15 protein-coding genes and 1 pseudogene are annotated in these 18,209 nt (G+C 42.6%); 4 read left to right on the top strand and 12 right to left on the bottom strand.

The window, feature by feature from the left end:
* Positions 1-54: 54 nt before the first annotated feature.
* Both FFL34_RS06080 and proB read right to left on the bottom strand, forming a co-directional pair.
* On the bottom strand, positions 55-1,302 hold the full coding sequence (locus FFL34_RS06080) for a glutamate-5-semialdehyde dehydrogenase (RefSeq protein WP_138602429.1): 1,248 nt from the start codon (positions 1,300-1,302) through the stop codon (positions 55-57).
* Complete coding sequence (gene proB, locus FFL34_RS06085; protein WP_138602431.1) at positions 1,299-2,426, bottom strand: glutamate 5-kinase; 1,128 nt, start codon at positions 2,424-2,426, stop codon at positions 1,299-1,301. The genes FFL34_RS06080 and proB overlap by 4 nt, the downstream gene beginning before the upstream one ends.
* A gap of 615 nt (positions 2,427-3,041) precedes the next feature.
* On the opposite strand from proB, the gene FFL34_RS06090 reads away from it, so the two are divergent.
* Positions 3,042-3,794: a hypothetical protein gene (locus tag FFL34_RS06090; protein ID WP_138602433.1), complete on the top strand. Its 753-nt coding sequence runs from the start codon at positions 3,042-3,044 to the stop codon at positions 3,792-3,794.
* Positions 3,795-4,667: 873 nt separating this feature from the next.
* Here FFL34_RS06090 and FFL34_RS06095 read toward each other — a convergent pair.
* The 4 genes and pseudogenes from FFL34_RS06095 to FFL34_RS06105 all read right to left on the bottom strand — a co-directional run bounded on the left by FFL34_RS06095 (position 4,668) and on the right by FFL34_RS06105 (position 7,647).
* Entirely contained in the window at positions 4,668-5,090 is a 423-nt protein-coding gene (locus tag FFL34_RS06095) for a hypothetical protein (protein WP_138602435.1), read from the bottom strand.
* Between the two features lie 42 nt (positions 5,091-5,132).
* Positions 5,133-5,297 (bottom strand): hypothetical protein, encoded by a 165-nt coding sequence (locus tag FFL34_RS18175; RefSeq protein WP_171046293.1) that lies wholly within the window; start codon positions 5,295-5,297, stop codon positions 5,133-5,135.
* Positions 5,298-5,569: 272 nt separating this feature from the next.
* A pseudogene (locus tag FFL34_RS19105) lies at positions 5,570-5,749 on the bottom strand (IS4 family transposase); the annotation flags it as partial.
* 668 nt (positions 5,750-6,417) lie between these two features.
* On the bottom strand, positions 6,418-7,647 hold the full coding sequence (locus FFL34_RS06105; protein ID WP_138601661.1) for an IS110 family RNA-guided transposase: 1,230 nt from the start codon (positions 7,645-7,647) through the stop codon (positions 6,418-6,420).
* Between the two features lie 380 nt (positions 7,648-8,027).
* On the opposite strand from FFL34_RS06105, the gene FFL34_RS06110 reads away from it, so the two are divergent.
* The 3 genes from FFL34_RS06110 (at position 8,028) to FFL34_RS06120 (ending at position 10,731) form a co-directional block, all read left to right on the top strand.
* Positions 8,028-9,377, top strand: a complete 1,350-nt coding sequence (locus FFL34_RS06110) for an APC family permease (RefSeq protein ID WP_138602437.1) — start codon at positions 8,028-8,030, stop codon at positions 9,375-9,377.
* 93 nt (positions 9,378-9,470) lie between these two features.
* Positions 9,471-10,427 (top strand): acetamidase/formamidase family protein, encoded by a 957-nt coding sequence (locus tag FFL34_RS06115; RefSeq protein WP_138602439.1) that lies wholly within the window; start codon positions 9,471-9,473, stop codon positions 10,425-10,427.
* Between the two features lie 31 nt (positions 10,428-10,458).
* Entirely contained in the window at positions 10,459-10,731 is a 273-nt protein-coding gene (locus FFL34_RS06120; protein WP_138602441.1) for a hypothetical protein, read from the top strand.
* A gap of 539 nt (positions 10,732-11,270) precedes the next feature.
* Here FFL34_RS06120 and FFL34_RS06130 read toward each other — a convergent pair.
* The 6 genes from FFL34_RS06130 to FFL34_RS06155 all read right to left on the bottom strand — a co-directional run bounded on the left by FFL34_RS06130 (position 11,271) and on the right by FFL34_RS06155 (position 18,199).
* Positions 11,271-11,513, bottom strand: coding sequence for a hypothetical protein (locus FFL34_RS06130; protein ID WP_138602442.1), 243 nt, complete (start codon positions 11,511-11,513; stop codon positions 11,271-11,273).
* A 20-nt stretch (positions 11,514-11,533) separates the two neighbouring features.
* Entirely contained in the window at positions 11,534-11,788 is a 255-nt protein-coding gene (locus FFL34_RS06135) for a hypothetical protein (RefSeq protein ID WP_138602444.1), read from the bottom strand.
* Between the two features lie 672 nt (positions 11,789-12,460).
* A complete protein-coding gene (locus FFL34_RS06140; RefSeq protein ID WP_138602446.1) occupies positions 12,461-13,309 on the bottom strand; it encodes an ROK family protein in 849 nt (282 codons plus the stop codon).
* 134 nt (positions 13,310-13,443) lie between these two features.
* Complete coding sequence (locus tag FFL34_RS06145) at positions 13,444-15,393, bottom strand: BglG family transcription antiterminator (protein ID WP_138602448.1); 1,950 nt, start codon at positions 15,391-15,393, stop codon at positions 13,444-13,446.
* Between the two features lie 74 nt (positions 15,394-15,467).
* Complete coding sequence (locus FFL34_RS06150) at positions 15,468-16,790, bottom strand: 6-phospho-beta-glucosidase (protein WP_138602450.1); 1,323 nt, start codon at positions 16,788-16,790, stop codon at positions 15,468-15,470.
* A 20-nt stretch (positions 16,791-16,810) separates the two neighbouring features.
* Entirely contained in the window at positions 16,811-18,199 is a 1,389-nt protein-coding gene (locus tag FFL34_RS06155) for a glycoside hydrolase family 1 protein (protein ID WP_138602452.1), read from the bottom strand.
* Between the last annotated feature and the right edge of the window lie 10 nt (positions 18,200-18,209).

Below are 18,209 nucleotides of genomic sequence, written 5' to 3' on the forward strand. Positions count from 1 at the left end.
TGACGGCTATGGTGCCTGTCCCCATGGTCCCCCTGTCCCCGTGGTCCCCCCATGTTACGCTTTAATTTGGCCTTTACCTCGGATGATATATTTCGTTGAGGTTAGCGCTGGCAGTCCCATTGGTCCGCGGGCATGCAGTTTTTGTGTGCTTATGCCGATTTCTGCGCCGAAGCCGAATTCGAAACCGTCTGTAAATCTTGTTGAAGCGTTGTGATACAAAGCTGCAGCGTCCACATTGTTGAAAAAGGCCAGCATATTGTCATCGGATTCTGTAATAATGGCTTCTGAATGACTGGTGCCGTACTGGTTGATATGTTCAATGGCAGCCTGCGCATCAGGAACAATTTTGACCGCCAGAGTTTTATCCAGGAATTCGGTTGCCCAGTCTTCTTCGGTTGCTGGTATCAGGTTTTCAGCAAGTGCCTGTGCTTTGTCATCGCCGCGCACTTCAACATCATGGTGCTGAAGCGCTTGGATGAGTTCAGGCAAATGCTTCTTAGCCCAGGCGTCATGAACAATCACTGTCTCGGCTGCATTACAGACGGATGGGCGCTGTGTTTTTGCATTGACGGCTATATCAATCGCCATTTGTTTGTCGGCGCTTTCGTCGATGAAAACATGGCAGTTGCCTGAGCCTGTTTCCAACACCGGAACAGAAGATTGTTCAACGACGGTTTGAATGAGATTGTTCCCGCCGCGCGGAATCAGAACGTCAAGATAGTCGTTGAGTTTGAACATTTTCGATGCAGTTTCCCGGCTGGTGTCTTCAAGCAGCTGCACGGCATCGGCTGGCAGGTCCGATTGCTCAAGCGCACGGTGGATCACATCAACAAGCGCTTTGTTGGAATGTGCGGCTGAGGAACTGCCACGCAGTAAGACGGCATTGCCGGTTTTCAGGCAAAGGCTTGCCGCATCAACGGTGACGTTTGGCCGTGCTTCATAGATCATGCCAACAACACCAAGCGGGACGCTGACCTTTTCGATTGCCAGATCATTCGGGCGGTCCCACGATTCGAGGACATCACCGATCGGATCGTTCAGTTCAGCCTGCTGCTTCAGGGCGTCTGCCATGTCCTGAATGCGCTGTGTGTTCAGAACGAGACGGTCAATTAGCGATGCTTGAAAACCTTTTTGCTTGGCGTTTTCAATATCTTTTTCGTTTTCACCCATAATAAAATGGATTTCACTGATTAATTGATCCGCGATGATGTGTAATGCCGCATTCTTTTGTTCTGTCGTTTTCACCCCAAGTCCTTGAGCAGAATCCTTTGCTCTTGCTGCTTTTGTTAATAGTTCACTCATAAAACATTCTCCTCCTTCAGCGTTAAGATTAATCGGTCACGATGGATTACTTCAGGGCGGTTCCGATTTGCCTGCTGCATGGCTTCTTCGCTTGCAAGTCCTCTGATTTTGCTTAAATCGGCGGACGAATAATTCACCTGACCTCTTCCAATAACCCTTTTTTTACTGTTGATGATTTCAACGACATCGCCTGAGTCAAAAATACCTTCAAACGCTTTCGTCCCTGCCGGCAATAAACTTTTTCCATTGGCCACAATCGCTGCTTCTGCCCCTTCATCCACTTCGATTTTGCCGGAAACGGGTGAGTGGAATGCGATCCACTGCTTCGGCTTTTTTAAGTTGTGAATCGTGTTTTCGCCGATATAGGTCCCCTCGCCTGTGCCATTCACAATATGTTCAAGTTTGTCCTCCCCGCTGCCGGTGCCGACAAATGCGGGAACGCCAAGCGAGAGGGCTGTCCGGGCAGCTAACAGTTTGGAGGTCATGCCGCCGGTTCCGACTTTGGAGCCGGGCTTGCTTTTCGTATAACGAAACAACTCGACGGTAATGGCGGGCAAAACATCATAACGTTTAGCTGTCGGATCAACCTTTGGATTACGTTTATACACACCGTCGATATCCGTCAGCATAATTAAGAAGTCGGCATGCACAAGGCCACTGACAAGAGCAGAGAGCATGTCATTGTCGCCAAATGTCAATTCATCAACGGCGACTGAATCATTTTCGTTAATAATCGGCAAAACCGACCGTTTCAACAACTCAGTCAGCGTATTGTAAACATTGCTATACTGAGCTTCATTGCCAAAAACGTCACGCGTTAACAGCAATTGAGCGGCTGTGATGCCATGCGCTTTTAACGATTCGGTATACGCCTCGATTAACAACCCCTGGCCGACCGCTGCTGTTGCCTGTTTACCTGCTAGGGTGACCGGGCGGGACGGGTAACCAAGTTCGCTGTAGCCGGCCGCCACCGCACCTGAGGAAATCAGGATCACTTCATGACCTTGTTTTTTCAGGCTTGCCAAGGCATCAGCGTGCTCAAGCAGTTTGGTTTCGCTGAGCCCGCCGTTTTTATTCGTTAACAAACTGCTGCCAATTTTAACGACAATTCGTTTTTTCGCCATACATCTAACCTCTTTTCTGCATACTAAAAAAAAGACGCTTTCCCTTCCCTTGCATAAACTGCAAAGGACGGAAAAGCGTGACGCTCCGCGGTACCACCTTTTTTGGCATCCAATGTTTATAGATGCCCTCTCTCACCCTTTAACGCAGGGAACGGCCAGGTTATTCGCCCAGCCAGCTAAAGAGGTAGGTTCAACAGCCTGAAATTCGCCAGAGTCTTTCAGCCGGTGGACTCCGCTCTCTTTCGTTTCAGACGCTATTTACTGGCCCCTGTCAACACTGTATGTAACGCATTTGATTTTAAAACTTATTATGTGCTAAATGAGCTTGAATGTCAAATATATTTTTAACTATTTTTAATAATTTGTGAAATATGATAAGGTATATGATCAAAGTGTCGGACGTAAATGGGCTGATGGGGCGTGCGTCACTCGAGTGGGCGGGCCTGTCGCTCGAGTTGCGGGGCGTGTCGCTCGAGTTGCGCTCCCTATCCTTGGAATTTGCCTTTCATATTTAGTTTAGCAGCTACAGTTTAAAATAATCGAGGCCCAGTATCATACATGCGTTGGCCAAGCATATATTAGTAAAAATTGCTTATTAAGGAGGTGATTACTGTTATGGAAATGGTTTATCGTTTTCGGAACCTTAGTTTTGATAGACAGTTATTTGCAGTTACCCTTGTATTATTAATCATAGTTGGTTTACTCACACAACAATTCTCTTCATTAATTGTACTAACTGAACCATTATTAATCATACTTGGTTGTCTACTCATTTGGATAAATGTTAGTTACGAAAATTCAGTAAGGAAGGTGATCGGAATATGCTTGATCACCATGTTCCTATCTCTGACTTTTCTAAAATGGCTACCTTTTTCTTATGCTATTGCTGAATTCATTATTTATCCTATAGGAGTCTTACTGCTCTTTGAGTTTACACGTGTTGCAAAAATGGATAAAAAAGCTTCATTCTTTTGGCTTGTATTCGTTCCATTAATTCTTGGAGCAGCTACTGTACAATTACTAAACTTAAGCAATGAGCAATGGTGGGTTCCGTTTCTCGCATTTCCTATAGCTTGGCTGTATATGGCTCTTTACGCTAATGCCACTACATTTAAAAGTACAATAAGATATGTAGGCGTATTTTTAATTACAATACTAGTGGGTTTCTATTTAGCAGTCGATATATTAGCTTTAGATTTTGTTACTAAAATGTTTGAAAACGAGGAGATTAAACAAGTATTTGCACATAGTGATACCTTACCTTTTGTACATTTAGCTGTTACTGCTTTCTTTATTCCATTTATAGTTAGTTGTTTTATATGTTATCTGATTGCTAATTATCGGGAAAAAAGCTCAGGCGAAAACTAAATTATCTAAATCTTTCTTTTCCTTTGCTATAACCATGATATTTACTGGGAACTACTTTTAACGTACGAATAAATTCATGTTTTAGTAATTTTCAAGAAAAAAGTAACCTACCCTATCCTTTGGTCGAGGCGGAGGACGGTTACTTTTTTCTATTCATGACAAACGTTAGGACTCCTATCAAAACCATATTTGATGTGAGTGCAATCATTATTGCTTGATATGTTGTCATTTTTACCACCTCCCTTCTTCGGGAAATGGTCAACCGCCCATCCGCTTTCTAACACTGATCGTATCAATATCCCCATAAAAATCTATAAAAATACAAAAGGAGAGACAATCTTGCTATGTTGAATAATTGTCTCTCCCTTTCTTTTATTCTTCAAATCGAAAAGTCCTGCCAGAGATTTTCAAGAGCGAGTTAACCGCTGAAACGAGCCGGCGACACATGTAAATACCCCAATAGGAAAGTGTCCATTTTTATCTAGCAATAATTGATTATTTTAGTTTAGCAGTTACAAATGTTTCATTCGGTACAGTCGCATTGAGTATTTCTTCCCCTAACGAGCATATTGCTGTTTGCGGGCGGCGGCAACACGGGAACGGATGGACGCGGAGGTTTCATTATGTTTGGCCGTCTCTCGATCCAGGGCTACAGTATCGAGATTCAGTAACATATCCATGCGTTCCTGAATAGGCCCGGAAACGCGATTATGATAGGCAGTGATCTGTTTGGGGTACAGGTACAATAATAGCGGTTCGATCCTAAAAATCCACATGGACACGGATTCATATAGAAATAAACAAAAATAGTTTTAACCCTATTGTTTTTAAAATCGAAGTAACCATTATTTGCAATGGGTTACTTGCTTTTATTTATCTTGACTTAAAAGAAATATATGTTCGTTCAACAAAGTCTAAAAAACTTCCTTTTTCAAAGTCATATGCATAATGTTCATCTTGACAAAATCGAAGGCGTATAGAATCACGGTTTTTAGTCAACCAAAAACTCGTTTCCTTTTGACCTTTCTTTCTTAAAGGGATTTGCGTTAAAATTTCAATATCCTCTTCCCGTATATCATTCGTTTTAATGTCAATTGCAATTATTAATTCGGGCGTTGCTTCATTTGGACTATCATTCATATCCACCATCATCCACCGTTTGTTAGGAATCTCCTCCAAATATATAGAATACCCTTCCTCTCTTCCAAAGTCTAAATTAATATCTGGAAACTTGGTAGCGATCGCTTTTATAAAGGCAGTATTCTTTTTTTTCGGAAACGAATTTTTACTATTCATAACACCCCACCCAACTTACTAAATTGAGACCATTATTACTTCTTATTCAGGCCTACCCATATTTAAAAATTCATGAACCTTTTCTTTACTATCATCATTAATTTTTAGAACTGAACCTACGCCTTTAGCATAATATTCAATCATTGTGGTTTCTCCTTTTTCCCTTTTTACAACAATACAATTAAATGTTTCACCATTTTGAGTCAAATCCTCATATCCTAAAAATGTAATATATAGTTTCCCTTTTAGGTCTGATGTATATTGATAATTGTATTCATAAGTTTTCCCTTCTACCATTTTTGACGGAAGATAGATTTCTGGCTCTATATACCAAGTCTGATTACCATCTTCATTTTCTTCACCAACAGTTAGAATATCATTATTTCCATTTATATGTAAAAAATTTCACGGGTGTTTCCGTGTAAGGAAGCCCCTAAAAAGTGTTAGAAATCTAATATTGTTTTTTCTCTTTAACTAACTCAACTTTTGCAGACCGAAATAGGCAGGTATATCTTGATATAATTGGGCAGACCCGCTATCCATTGCTGCAGTTGACTCTTTGATAGGATGCTGAATTTTCTTATTACTCTTTTCAGGGTATCTTCAAGAAGCTCGATCAATTGCTGTAATGCTACAGACCAATCGAGGTCACTGCCCTCTATAAATGTGACGCCAGCGCTTTCCTATTCCAGAGAGGTCCATTCATTAACCCTCGCGGCATCAATCTCTAGCGCTCGTTTCGCAAGCTTGTGGCCAAGTATATGCTGGAAGTCTTTATCATCCGTTACCGGCTCAGGATGCTTTGTTTCAGAAGAAGACATTGAGATGATCGCAAATGAAGAAAGCTGACCATAAAAAAAGAGGCAACGACGTCGTGCAGTGTTTCAACAAAACAGCATTCCATCCCATCTATTTGCGGTAATGGCATATCCTTCATAAGGGGCAAATACAATTGCTTGAACCCTTCCTTCCTGGCGGCAACAATTGCGAGAAGCATCCCATCAACCGGCTTAATCGTGTCATCGGCGATAAGCCACCCAGAAAAGCAGCACCATCTGGAACAGCATCCTTCATATCCCCCGCTTTCTCATCACTCCCAGAAATGATATTCATCCAATTAATAAAAATACTCATAATTATCATGCTTGTATTATATCAATATATAGAAATCCAAGTTTAAAGACCTGCGGTGATATGTCAAGAGGAAAATAACTAAATATTCGATTGTCAAGGTTCAATTTTGCGAAAAAAGGCATCAGGAAACTAGACCAGTAAATAAATGGAAATTACTGGTAATCAGTAAAAGGATTTAGAAGCTATTTGTGCTTCATGCATTCACGCTCCTTTTTGGCGTGTAGATTTGGTGATTGCGTAGTAGCACATCCACCAAACGCACTAATTTTCTTGCGGTTAAGACGAGTGCTCTTTTGTGTTGATGCTTAGGTACTTCACTGTATTTTTTCGCGTAATATGCTTGATACTCAGGAACGTGCCGTCTTACCGAGTTGGCGGCTTCAACCAGGTAATATCTGAGGTACTGATTCCCGTTACGCGTAAGTGAAGTGTCGTCAGCTGTGAAGCGGCCTGATTGGTGCTTTCGCCAATAAAGGCCTGCATATTTGGCTATCTTAGTTTCATCATCAAATCGCTCAATTTGGCCGATTTCGGCGATGATTCCCGCAGTAAACACGGGCCCGATGCCTGGGATAGTGACAAGCGTTTGTGGCAGTCCAGCCATGATACGCTCGATTGCTTTATCAATTTCCTTTATCTGTTTTTGGAGTGTGCGAATGACTTCGATAGTTGTACCAAGAATAACATCGATAGAGTCTTCCACAACCTTGTCCAGACGGTAAGAAGAACGAACGGCTTTCTGAATGGATTTCGCAACACATTCCGGGTCACCAAAGCGATTTCTGCCCTTTTCTTGTAGAAAATCAGCTAGATCTTCAACCGGCATTTGCGCAAGTTCATCCAGACTGAACTTCTCGAAAAACAGTTCCATCATGGCATTCCCAAAAACGGAAGAATCGACTTCCTCTTTGAAGGTATTGCATTTAAAACTCAAGTGTTGAAGGAAGTGCTGCTTTTCCTTGGTAACCTGATGAACTAGCTGATACCTGGAGCGTGTAAGCTGTTGGAGCGCAACATATTGGCTCTCTTTGACAACAGACATTGGCAATCGGCCAAAACGCAGATAATCGGCGATGACGAACGCATCAATTTCATCGGTTTTGTCCATGTCGCTATAACTCTTTTTAAAGTTCGCAATCTGTTTTGGATTCATGACAAATACCTCTGCGCCAAGTGCTTTGAGTGCCTCATCATGATGAAGAAACATGGATGGATGAAAACTATAAACGGACGTGGATTCAAGCCCGAATTTGAGCGTATCAACAGCCTGATCACGCAAATATTCCAAAACAGTATCCCGAAGCTCACTAGCACCAGGAAGGTCATTGGAAACCGTGAAGGATTTAACCTTTTCTCCTTCACCATCCAGCAAACAAATCTTGATATCAAAAGAACTAACATCTAATCCAGCAAATAATTTCATGGGGGGTTCTCCTCCTTTCGATTTAGAATCATTGGTACTATTTCTTGGACGCCCTGAGATATCCCTAGTGTGAACGCCGATCAGCAACCTCGTGTATAAGTACTAACCCTGATTCGAAAGCCGCCCTGGGGCTACTAACACCCAGGTTCGAGATTCAGGGTGCACAGCCTGCGAGTAGGAAGGTCCGAACGCACACTGGGAAACAGTCTTTACGTGTGGTCTAGCCACAAGGGGGAAAAGAATTGTCCCAAATGATCCTAAGACCATTATCTAGGAACATCACGGGACGTCCAAGACTTTTGACTATATCCAGCAGGAAAAGTAAGAAAATATGGGCTCAAATGATAGGGCCTAAACATAATATACGAGGGGGGCTTTCTATGAAAAAGCAATCTGTTGAAAAATTTGGTTATCAACAGGAGCTGAAAAGGGGACTATCTTTTACCGACATTATTATTTATGGTTTAATCTTTATGGTCCCAATTGCACCATTCGGTGTATACGGCGAGGTCATGGTCGGGGCAAAAGGAATGGTTGCGCTCGCATATCTCATTGGAATGGTCGGTATGATTTTTACCGCATTGAGTTATGCGCGCATGTCTGAGGAGTTTCCACTTGCAGGTTCCGTATATGCCTATGTAGGGCGAGGAATCAATCAGCACCTTGGTTTTATTGCCGGCTGGCTGATTTTATTGGATTATATTTTAGTACCAACGTTAATGTATGTTGTCAGTGCAGCAGCGCTTGGTGGGGTATTGCCAGGGGTTCCAGCATGGGTTTGGATTATCATTTTCGTAATTATTAACACGGTTATAAACTACTTAGGAATTGAAATGACGGCACGGACAAATAAAATATTTTTAGTATTCGAATTGATCGTTCTGGTGATTTTCCTTGTGATTGGTATTACAGCTATCGCGAATGGTGTGAACGGCGCTACATTTTCATTTGACCCACTATTTAATCCGGACAATTTCAGTTTGAACTTAGTGTTAGGTGCCGTTTCGATTGCAGTTCTCAGTTTTCTTGGGTTTGATGCTATATCTACGTTGTCGGAAGAGTCAAAAGAGGGCCCTAAGGCAATTGGACGTGGAATGATCATTTCCTTGTTACTCGTTGGTGTACTATTTATTGTTCAAACATGGGTAGCAGCATTAATCTTTCCGGACTACGAATCTTTCTCGAATATTGATACAGCATTTTATGAAACAGCGGAAATCGCTGGAGGTAAATGGCTCGGAGTACTTACAGCTGTAGCTACAGCATTGGCGTGGGGAATAGCAGATGCACTTGTGGCACAGGCAGCAATCTCACGTGTTCTGTATAGTATGGCGCGAGACAAAAAACTGCCACAATTTCTTTCAAAAGTACACCCAAAGTATAAGACGCCATATACAAGTACTTTATTGGTAGCAGGAATTTCTGTGATCCTCGGTTTTGTGTTTATTGGAGGTATTGATACTTTAGCTACACTAGTAAACTTCGGAGCACTTTCTGCCTTTTTGCTCCTAAATGTAAGTGTATTCTATCACTTTATCTTAAAAAAGAAACAACACGATTACTGGAATTTCTTAATACTCCCGCTGATTGGCTTTATTGTCATTGGTTTTGTGTGGCTCAATTTTTCATCACTGACAAAAATCGTTGGGCTAAGTTGGCTCCTGGTTGGTATAGTAGTTACGATTATCCTTGCTGCGAAAGGTAAAGATGCTAACATTGACCTCGACTAAAAAGACGCAGGCATTTTATAGTTTCTTCGACTATCATTTGATCGACAAACTAACACGAATTCGGAAAATAAAATTTTAGAGGAGTGATTTCTTATGTCCATTCATCATCACAACCATTCATTTATGACCATCCATGATTTTAATCGGCATAGTCATATTGGCTGGGATAACTCGCTTAAGCCCATCGCAGAAGTTGATTCTGGTCAGACTGTAACGTATGAAATTACAGAGTCTTCCGGTGGACAGTTTAATAAGCATTCAACGGCGGAAGATGTGAAAAACCTTGATTTCTCTAAGGTGAATCCAACTGCTGGTCCAGTTTACGTTAAAGGGGCACAGCCGGGCGATACACTGGAAATTGAAATGATTAATTTCCAGCAACTTGATTGGGGATGGACTGCGCTCATACCTGGCTTTGGTCTATTATCCGACTACTTTCAGGAACCTGCGATTAAAACATTTGACCTGACAAACTCGAATACGATTGAATTTTTGGATGGCATTAACCTTTCCATGAAGCCATTTCCGGGAACCGTTGGTGTTGCTCTTCCTGAATCAGGTAAATTCAGCGTTGTTCCACCACGGAAAAACGGTGGAAATATGGATATCCGCCATTTGACTCGAGGAACAAAACTTTATCTTCCTGTCTGGGTGGAAGGTGCTTTATTTTCAATTGGGGATACGCATGCAGCTCAGGGTGATGGCGAAGTATGCGGTACAGCAATTGAGGCTTCCATGGAAACAACCATCCGATTCACCTTGCATAAAGGGAAAAGTATTCAGGAACCGCGCTATGAAATTCCTGGGCCGCCAACACCAGAAGCAGACAGCCGCGGTTATTATGTAACAACCGGGCATGGCGAGGATATTTACCAAGCTTCACAAAATGCCATCCATTATATGATAGAGCACCTAGTTGGCACATACAAAATGACAGAACAGGAGGCATATATGCTGTGCAGTCTGGCAGTTGATTTAAGAATTAGCGAAATCGTCGACATGCCGAACTGGCTCGTATCAGCCTTTTTGCCGAATGCCATTTTCAGATAATGTTTGGTAACTCTACGCAGGGAGCAACCGTTTGTTCTCCCTGCTTTTTATTGTCGATTGGGTAGGCAAATCATTATTATTTACAATTTCATTAGGGATTCTTCTGCTGCCCGCTCTTTTTCAGCTTCTCCTGACGCTTTTACCCATGGAACTAATCCAGTATAACTTCCTCCGTCCGGGCGGCATACGGACGCTCCCCTTGCTGACGACTTCGGCGAAAGGCCGCTTCTTCCGCCTTGGCGCCTTCAACTATCGTGATACTCTTATTCGCCCAGGCTTGAAAGATGCCCTTTCAAAGGGTTAGATCGGGCTTTAAACTTTATATCTGATAATAATCTTCCTGATCCAAAAAGAATAGATTATGTAACCTATCTTACAGGATATTTTGTATACAACGGCGATGTACCTATGAATGACAGTATGGTGATAAGGCTCAGAGATTGGTATTTAGAAACAAACTTTGTAAACAAATCTAATAATACAAGGCGTGAAATGTTTAATGAGCTAATAAATTTATAAGTTATCAGTAGTTTCCATAAGTCATAAACCCAGCTTTTTTTGAGCTGGGTTTTTGGCTAATAATATCTAGTCTATAATCTGTGATGAACCAAATATAATAAAACCGACCCTTATTCTTATACCTCGTAACCTTTCCACCTGCTGCTCCAACAATAGCTTTTCCTGCACAGGTATCCCGCCATTATTGGTGCATATCGGGACAATAATCTGCTTTTCCCTCGCCACTAGTCAAAACTTTAATGAACCGCAGAAGATACATTCTATGTTGTACGATTTTCGGAAGCTGCCGAAAATCAACCTTTGGAAATGGGGTTATCCTCAAACTCACCCACTATACTTCGCCAATAGCCGTTCTGTTTCTTTCCACTCGGCCGTCCTATCACGGGATTCTTCTGCTGCCTGTTCCTTCTCTCGCTTCAGCTTCTCCTGACGTTTTTGCTCATAGAACCAATCTGGTATAACTTCATTCGTCTGGGCGGCATACATACGCCCCCCTTGCTGCCGACTCCGGCGAAATGCTGCTTCTTCGGCCTTGGCATCTTCAACTGTCGTGATGCCTTTCTTCACCCACGCTTGCAGAATCCCCTTCACATAGCTCCAGTTGCTCTTGCTGCGCTCGGATGTCGTGCATCGCGTCCAGGGACGAGTTCCTCCCCGAGGTCAGCCACCCAATTCATCAAAGTGACGGACATAAATGGGCTGATGGGGACAAAGTTGTTTTGGTAAAACACAAATGCATCTGCGTCAGCTGCTGTAGTTGTATTGTTTGGTTTCATCTGGTTTGGTTTTGTTTTGTATTGTTTAACTAATGGGTCTGTATGGTGGGCCGTAGTGTGGTTCACAAGGTGGCCGGCTGGTGATTCGCTAAGTGGGTCACATGCTGGTTCATGTTGTGGTTCATTTCCTGGTCCGCTAAATAATCTGTTTCACGGCTTGCTTCAAGTGACGTGGAGGTTCTATCCTTCGGATGGGGCGTGGTGTCGATGGCACAATCATTGCTCGAGTGGAGCGTGTTCTCGCTCGAGTGGGCTGGTTCCGCGGATTGCAGCCCATGTTGTTTGGTTGCTGGTCATGATGAATGAACAGTTGTCCGACCCATTAGCATGACTTCGCGCTCATATTTCAGTGCTGCAGTCCATATCGGAAAATTCCCGCCCATTCTTCCGTGTTCCAGCCCATACCGAAGAACTCGCGCTCATTTTGATTGTGCTCCGGCCCATTCCACATACACACGCGCCCATATCACGTCAGCACCCGGTCATGCCCAAGGACCTCGCACCCATGATGACAGGCCCTTGGGTGACGTTACCGTTGCTCGAGTCAGCCGCTCGACCGTTTCAGTCGTTATTCCGACCGGGGGGGACAGTGATCACGTCCCTCTGTCTCCCGTCCCGTTGTCTCCCCGCTTGGGTTCAGGGTAAAGTACAATCAGGCCAATATCGTTTGCTATTTCTCTATGACAACAAGTTTATACCCTCCCTTTCTAGGTGGCACAATTTATATAGGAAACACATTCAACCCGTGACCAATGCCATAGCACCCTTAACCCCCTGCTCATTTTCCAGCTCCGGGGCAACAATCAACTTGTCAACATCACCAATTGGCACATAATCATTTACAAATTCCCGAACCTTACTTCGAATCATACCGTACATTTTTTTCTGTTTCATAACACCGCCACCCAGAATTATCCGTTCCAGTGATAAAATCATCATATAATTAGTAACCGCCTGGGCTAAGTAATATGCTTCAAGATCCCATATCTCATCATGACTTGGCAATAAATGACCTCGCACACCGGTCCGTTGTTCAATCGCTGTACCTGAAGCAAGGCCTTCCAAGCAATTTCCGTGGTATGGACAAGCGCCGGCAAACTTATCATTATCTTGCTTCCGGACAAAAATATGCCCCATTTCGGGATGGCTTTTTCCTTGGTAAGTGCGTCCGTTGTGCACAAATCCAGCACCAATTCCTGTCCCAATGGTTATGTAAAGCACACTCGCCGAATCTCTCCCGGCGCCATAAAGATATTCGCCCAGACACGCAGCATTGACATCCGTGTCCAAATAAACCGGAACCTCAAAATCGGCTTTCAATCTTCCTAATAAGTCAAAATGCTTCCATTCTATTTTGGGTGTGTTCAAAATCGTTCCGTATGTATCTTCACGAGTGTCCAAATTAATCGGCCCAAAGCTGCCGACACCGAGCGCTTCAATCGAATAATGGTGAAAAAATTGGTTGACCGCCTGTAACGTTTTCTCAGGCTCTACTGTTGGCAGACTGATTTTATCAAAAATTTCCCCTTCACGGTCTCCGACTGCACAAACAAACTTTGTTCCGCCTGCTTCTATTCCACCTATCATTAATGATCACTCTCCTCAAAATTATTAATTCAAAAGCACATAGATAATTCTATGACCCTAAAAAAGCTGTCAGTCTACACGTTTTAAACCGACAGCTCATTCCGATGCTCCTGTGATTCGCAGGGGAACAGTGATCACGTCCCCTTGTCCCGTAATAATACCTTTACGAATTCTTCATACGTGTCTGCTTTAATCAGTTTTTGGACAAGTGCTGGACTGTCAATGATACGGCCCAGCATCTCGTACATTGACTGTAAATCTTCCGTACTGTTTCGTTTCACACTCAGTCCACAGACAAATTGGACAGGCTTTCCTCCCCATGTAATTGGCGATTTAAGAGTACAGACTGATAAAAAGGTCTCGTCTGAATGTGGTGTAATCGGGTGGGGAATGGCTACTAGATTCCCATAAGCTGTTGTAGCGAATTCTTCCCGTTCATAAATGGATGTCAAAAAGGTATCATCAATTAAACCAAGTTCTTGTAAACGCTCCGACATAAAGCGTAATACAGATGCTTTGGAATCGAAATCTTTTCTTAAGTGCATCAGCTCAGGTCGAAAATATTCATAAATTGATTGCTCGTTCTCATTCAGGTATGACTCAATATTTTCTATATCCTGTTTGCCGAGAATAGCGTTCACTTCAAGCACCGGTGTCGATATGTTATCCGGTATTGGCACAGAACTGATAATAAAATCTATTGAACTCAGATCATACTGGTTTAGTTTATAATATTCGGTCGTTCCAACAACTTCCAATTTGCCTTCAAATTTTGACTTAATCCGGTAAAATAACAGCTGGGAACTGCCCAGACCGGATGCGCAAACAACCAGACAGCGCTTGGGTTGTGCATTCATTTTATTCCGTTCCATAGCTGCCCCAATATGCAGGGCCAAATAACCGATTTCATTTTCATCTATTTCAGAACCGGTATGTTCTTCTATTGCTAACCCAGCTATGATGCCAGCTTCATATGCGAATGGATAATTCCGTTTGATATCGTTCAGCATTGGATTCCGTATATTCATCCCATACTTATAACGATTAATCGCAGGTTTCAAATGCAAACCTAGCGCTACCATCAACTCCTGATCACGATTTATTTTCAAATTCATTTTATCTTCTATCTTAATGAGAATCGCATTAACCAGCTCACGTGTAGTTGGATCAATCAGATGCTCAACGTTCGTCTCGTTAAGATTTTCGTCGGCTGATACCATTTTCGTTCCCAGTAGATGAATTGCAACATACGCAACTTCTTCTTCCGGAAACGTCACCTCTAACGTCTGTTCAACTTTTTTTAAAATACGATCAGCAACTTTGAATTCGCGTTGTTCGGTAATTTCCTTGAAATCTGTTTGATACAATGAAATTTGGTGCCCGTCCTTGATTCGCTTATAGGCGATAAGTAAATGAATCAAGAGGTTATTGATGGCAATATCTGATAATGTTATATCATTGATTTTGACCTCATCAACTATAATTTGCAGGACAGCGTTCTTATCTTTTTTGGAAAAAGAAGAAAATAGTTCCTCTGGAAGTCTTTCCTGCAATTCCTCAGTGCGGTCAAAAACATATTCAGCCATACAAAATCGGAGCTTGAGTTCATCTCCAACAGCCTTTAAACCATGGCCAGGTCTCGATTCCAGGTTAATATCATAATGATCAAGTACTTTTTTAACATTTTTTAAATCATTTTGAATGGTTGATTTACTGACGAAGATCTCGTCAGCTAAATCATTCAATTTTAAATAATGGTTACTCAGTAAAAAACGTCTGATCAGATATTCTGTACGTTCTTCAGGAATACTGGGGTATCGGCTGCCATGAGGTAATTCTTCATCAAAATAGTCTCTGAGAAATAATCTGAATTTGTGGTCGTCAATGATTTCCAACTGGTAGCCTTGTCCCATGACAGAATGTATCAGGGTCCCATATTCCAAAATAATGTTGTTAAGTTCTTTTACATCATTACGTGTCGTCCGGGTAGTGACCTGATTGAGATTTGCCAAATATTCACCTGTCAGCGGCGCCTCTGACGTCATCAGTTCCCGCAAGATGTATTTCATTCTGGCGTTTGACATCCTATTTTCTCCTTATCCTTAATCCATTCCTGCCCACTAGCGTTGCAACACTAGTGTTTCCTGTCCAAAAAGCTTTAAGACACTACGTTTTCATTAAAGCGAGGCAAATAATAGCGATGTGCTTCCAACATTTCATCAAGAAGATCTTTAGCAATTGAGTCAGATGGAACAAGAGGATTAATTACCATGGCAAGCAATGCTTTATGATAATCACCCATTACTGCTGCTTCTGCACTCACCCGTTCAAATGATTTTATTTGCTGAACAAGCCCCCTAACAGCTACTGGCAAGTCACCTACAGCAATCGGCCGAGGTCCGTCTTTCGTTATAACGCAATTCACTTCAACTGCCGATTCAGCCGGGATGCTTGCAATCGCACCATTATTACGTGTGTTCACCGGTTGAATGTCTTGTTTATCATTATAAATCGAATTAATCAAACTACAGGCCGCATCACTATAGTAAGCGCCACCGCGTTCTTCCAGCTGCTTGGGCTTCTCCGAAAGCTCAGTATTCTTATACAATTCAAACAATTCATTTTCAAGTTGCTGCACAACTTCGGCTCGTGACCCTTTTTCAGCATAGTCTTTCTGTTCCTCTTCCAGCATTTTGCTTGTTTGGTAATAATAGCGATGATAAGGACATGGTAAAGCACCCAATGCTTTAATAAAGTCTTTTTCCCAACCTAAATTGACAATATTCTTCATCGTCATTCCTTCACCGCTCACCAGTTTATTCAACACATCGTCAGTAATGTTTTTGCCGTCCAGGTATACATTCAATCCGTACACCATATGATTTAATCCAGCAAAGTCAATGTGTACCCGCTCCACATCAACACCGAGCATTTCACTGATGCCCATCCGCATGCCGATCGGAACATTGCACAAACCGATTGTTTTTGAGATATTGCTGTAACGCAAAACGGCTTCAGTTACCATACCAGCCGGGTTCGAGAAGTTAATAAGCCATGCATCTGGGCATAACGTTTCTATATCACGGCAAATATCCAAAATAACCGGAATCGTCCGCAAACCTTTAAAAAGACCACCTGGCCCATTAGTTTCCTGTCCAATAACGCCATATTTCAACGGAATCGTTTCATCTTTAGCACGTGCCCCCAGTTGACCGACCCGGATTTGGGTTGTTACAAAGTCAGCCCCAGGCAGTGCTTCTCGCCGATCTAATGACAGCTTAATATCAATCGGAACGCCTGCCTTTTCAACCATGCGTTTTGCTAGTGCACCAACGTTTTTTAGCTTTTCGTTACCTTCCGGGACATCAACAAGCCACAACTCCTTGACAGGCAGTTCATCGTACCGTTTGATAAACCCCTCGATAAGCTCAGGCGTGTAACTGGAGCCACCGCCTATTGTGACAATCTTAAGACCGTCCATCTTTTTGTCCCCCTTTCTAATTAAAACCCATTATTTTCGGCAACAGACTTCATCCAATGAGCACTTTTCTTTGCTGTTCGCTCTTTCGTTTCCAAATCAACTGAGAAAAATCCGTATCGGTTCTTATATGCGTTCATCCATGACCAGTTATCCATGAAAGACCACAGGTGGTATCCTTTTGCGTTTGCCCCCTCTTCAATTGCTTGATGGAGCCATTTTAAATGTTCCCGGATAAAATCAATCCGATAGTCATCCTGAATTTCGCCATTTTCAATAAACCGCTCCTCGTTTTGCACACCCATACCATTTTCAGATATAAATGATGGAATATTGCCGTAGTTTACTTTTAAGTTCATCATAATGTCATAGACGCCTTTTTCATAGATTTCCCAGCCGCGATACGGGTTCATTCTCCGTCCGGGCATCTCATACATGTCGAAAAACCAGTCCGGCATAAACGGACTATACGGATTGGGCATACTTTCTTTTGCTTTAACTCGGCGTGGCTGATAGTAGTTAACACCAAGAATGTCCGCTGTATTGGATTTCAATAAGTCTGAGTCACCTTTTTTGGTTTGTGGCAGATGTCCATATTCCTCCAAAAGATTGATCAGCTCCTGCGGATATTCACCCAAAACAGCCGGATCCAAAAAGCTTCGGTTAAAAAATAAATCCGCAATTTTTGAGGCCTTCAAATCAGCTGGATTCTGGCTTCTCGGGTATGACGGTGTCAAATTCAGGATGATACCAATCTGACCATCTTTTATGTCGTGCTTTCTGAATGCTTCAACTGCTTTAGCATGCCCGATCATCGTGTTATAGGCAACCTGGAAGGCGCGCTTGGCATCAACAATATTCGGATAATGAAAGTCATACAAATAGCCACCTTCGACTGGTACGATAGGTTCGTTAAATGTGAACCATTTTGATACGCGGTCACCGAATAGTCGGAAGCATTCATCCGCATATTGCTCAAAGGCATCTACCACATCTCTGTTTTCCCATCCACCTTCTTCTTGCAATTCCAATGGCATATCGAAATGAAACAAATTAACGAAAGGTTCAATACCGTTGGCGAGAAGTTCATCAATCACATTGTTATAAAATGTCACAGCTTCCTCGTTAGTTTCACCGCGTCCACCCGGAATCAGTCTTGCCCATGAGATTGAGAAACGGAATGTATTATGACCAATTTCTTTCATTCTTTGAATATCTTCTTTATAGCGATGATAGAAATCAGACGTCGTTTCCGGTCCCACATTATCAAAGAAACGATTAGGTTCCGTTTCATACCAATGGTCCCAAATGTTCTTACCCTTACCTCCTTCTGATGCAGCCCCTTCGATTTGTGTAGCTGAAGTCGCGCTTCCCCACCAAAAGTCCTTAGGAAATTGATATGATAGTGTCATTAGAATACCA

Source organism: Lentibacillus cibarius, from assembly GCF_005887555.1.
GTDB classification, from domain to species: domain Bacteria; phylum Bacillota; class Bacilli; order Bacillales; family Amphibacillaceae; genus Lentibacillus; species Lentibacillus cibarius.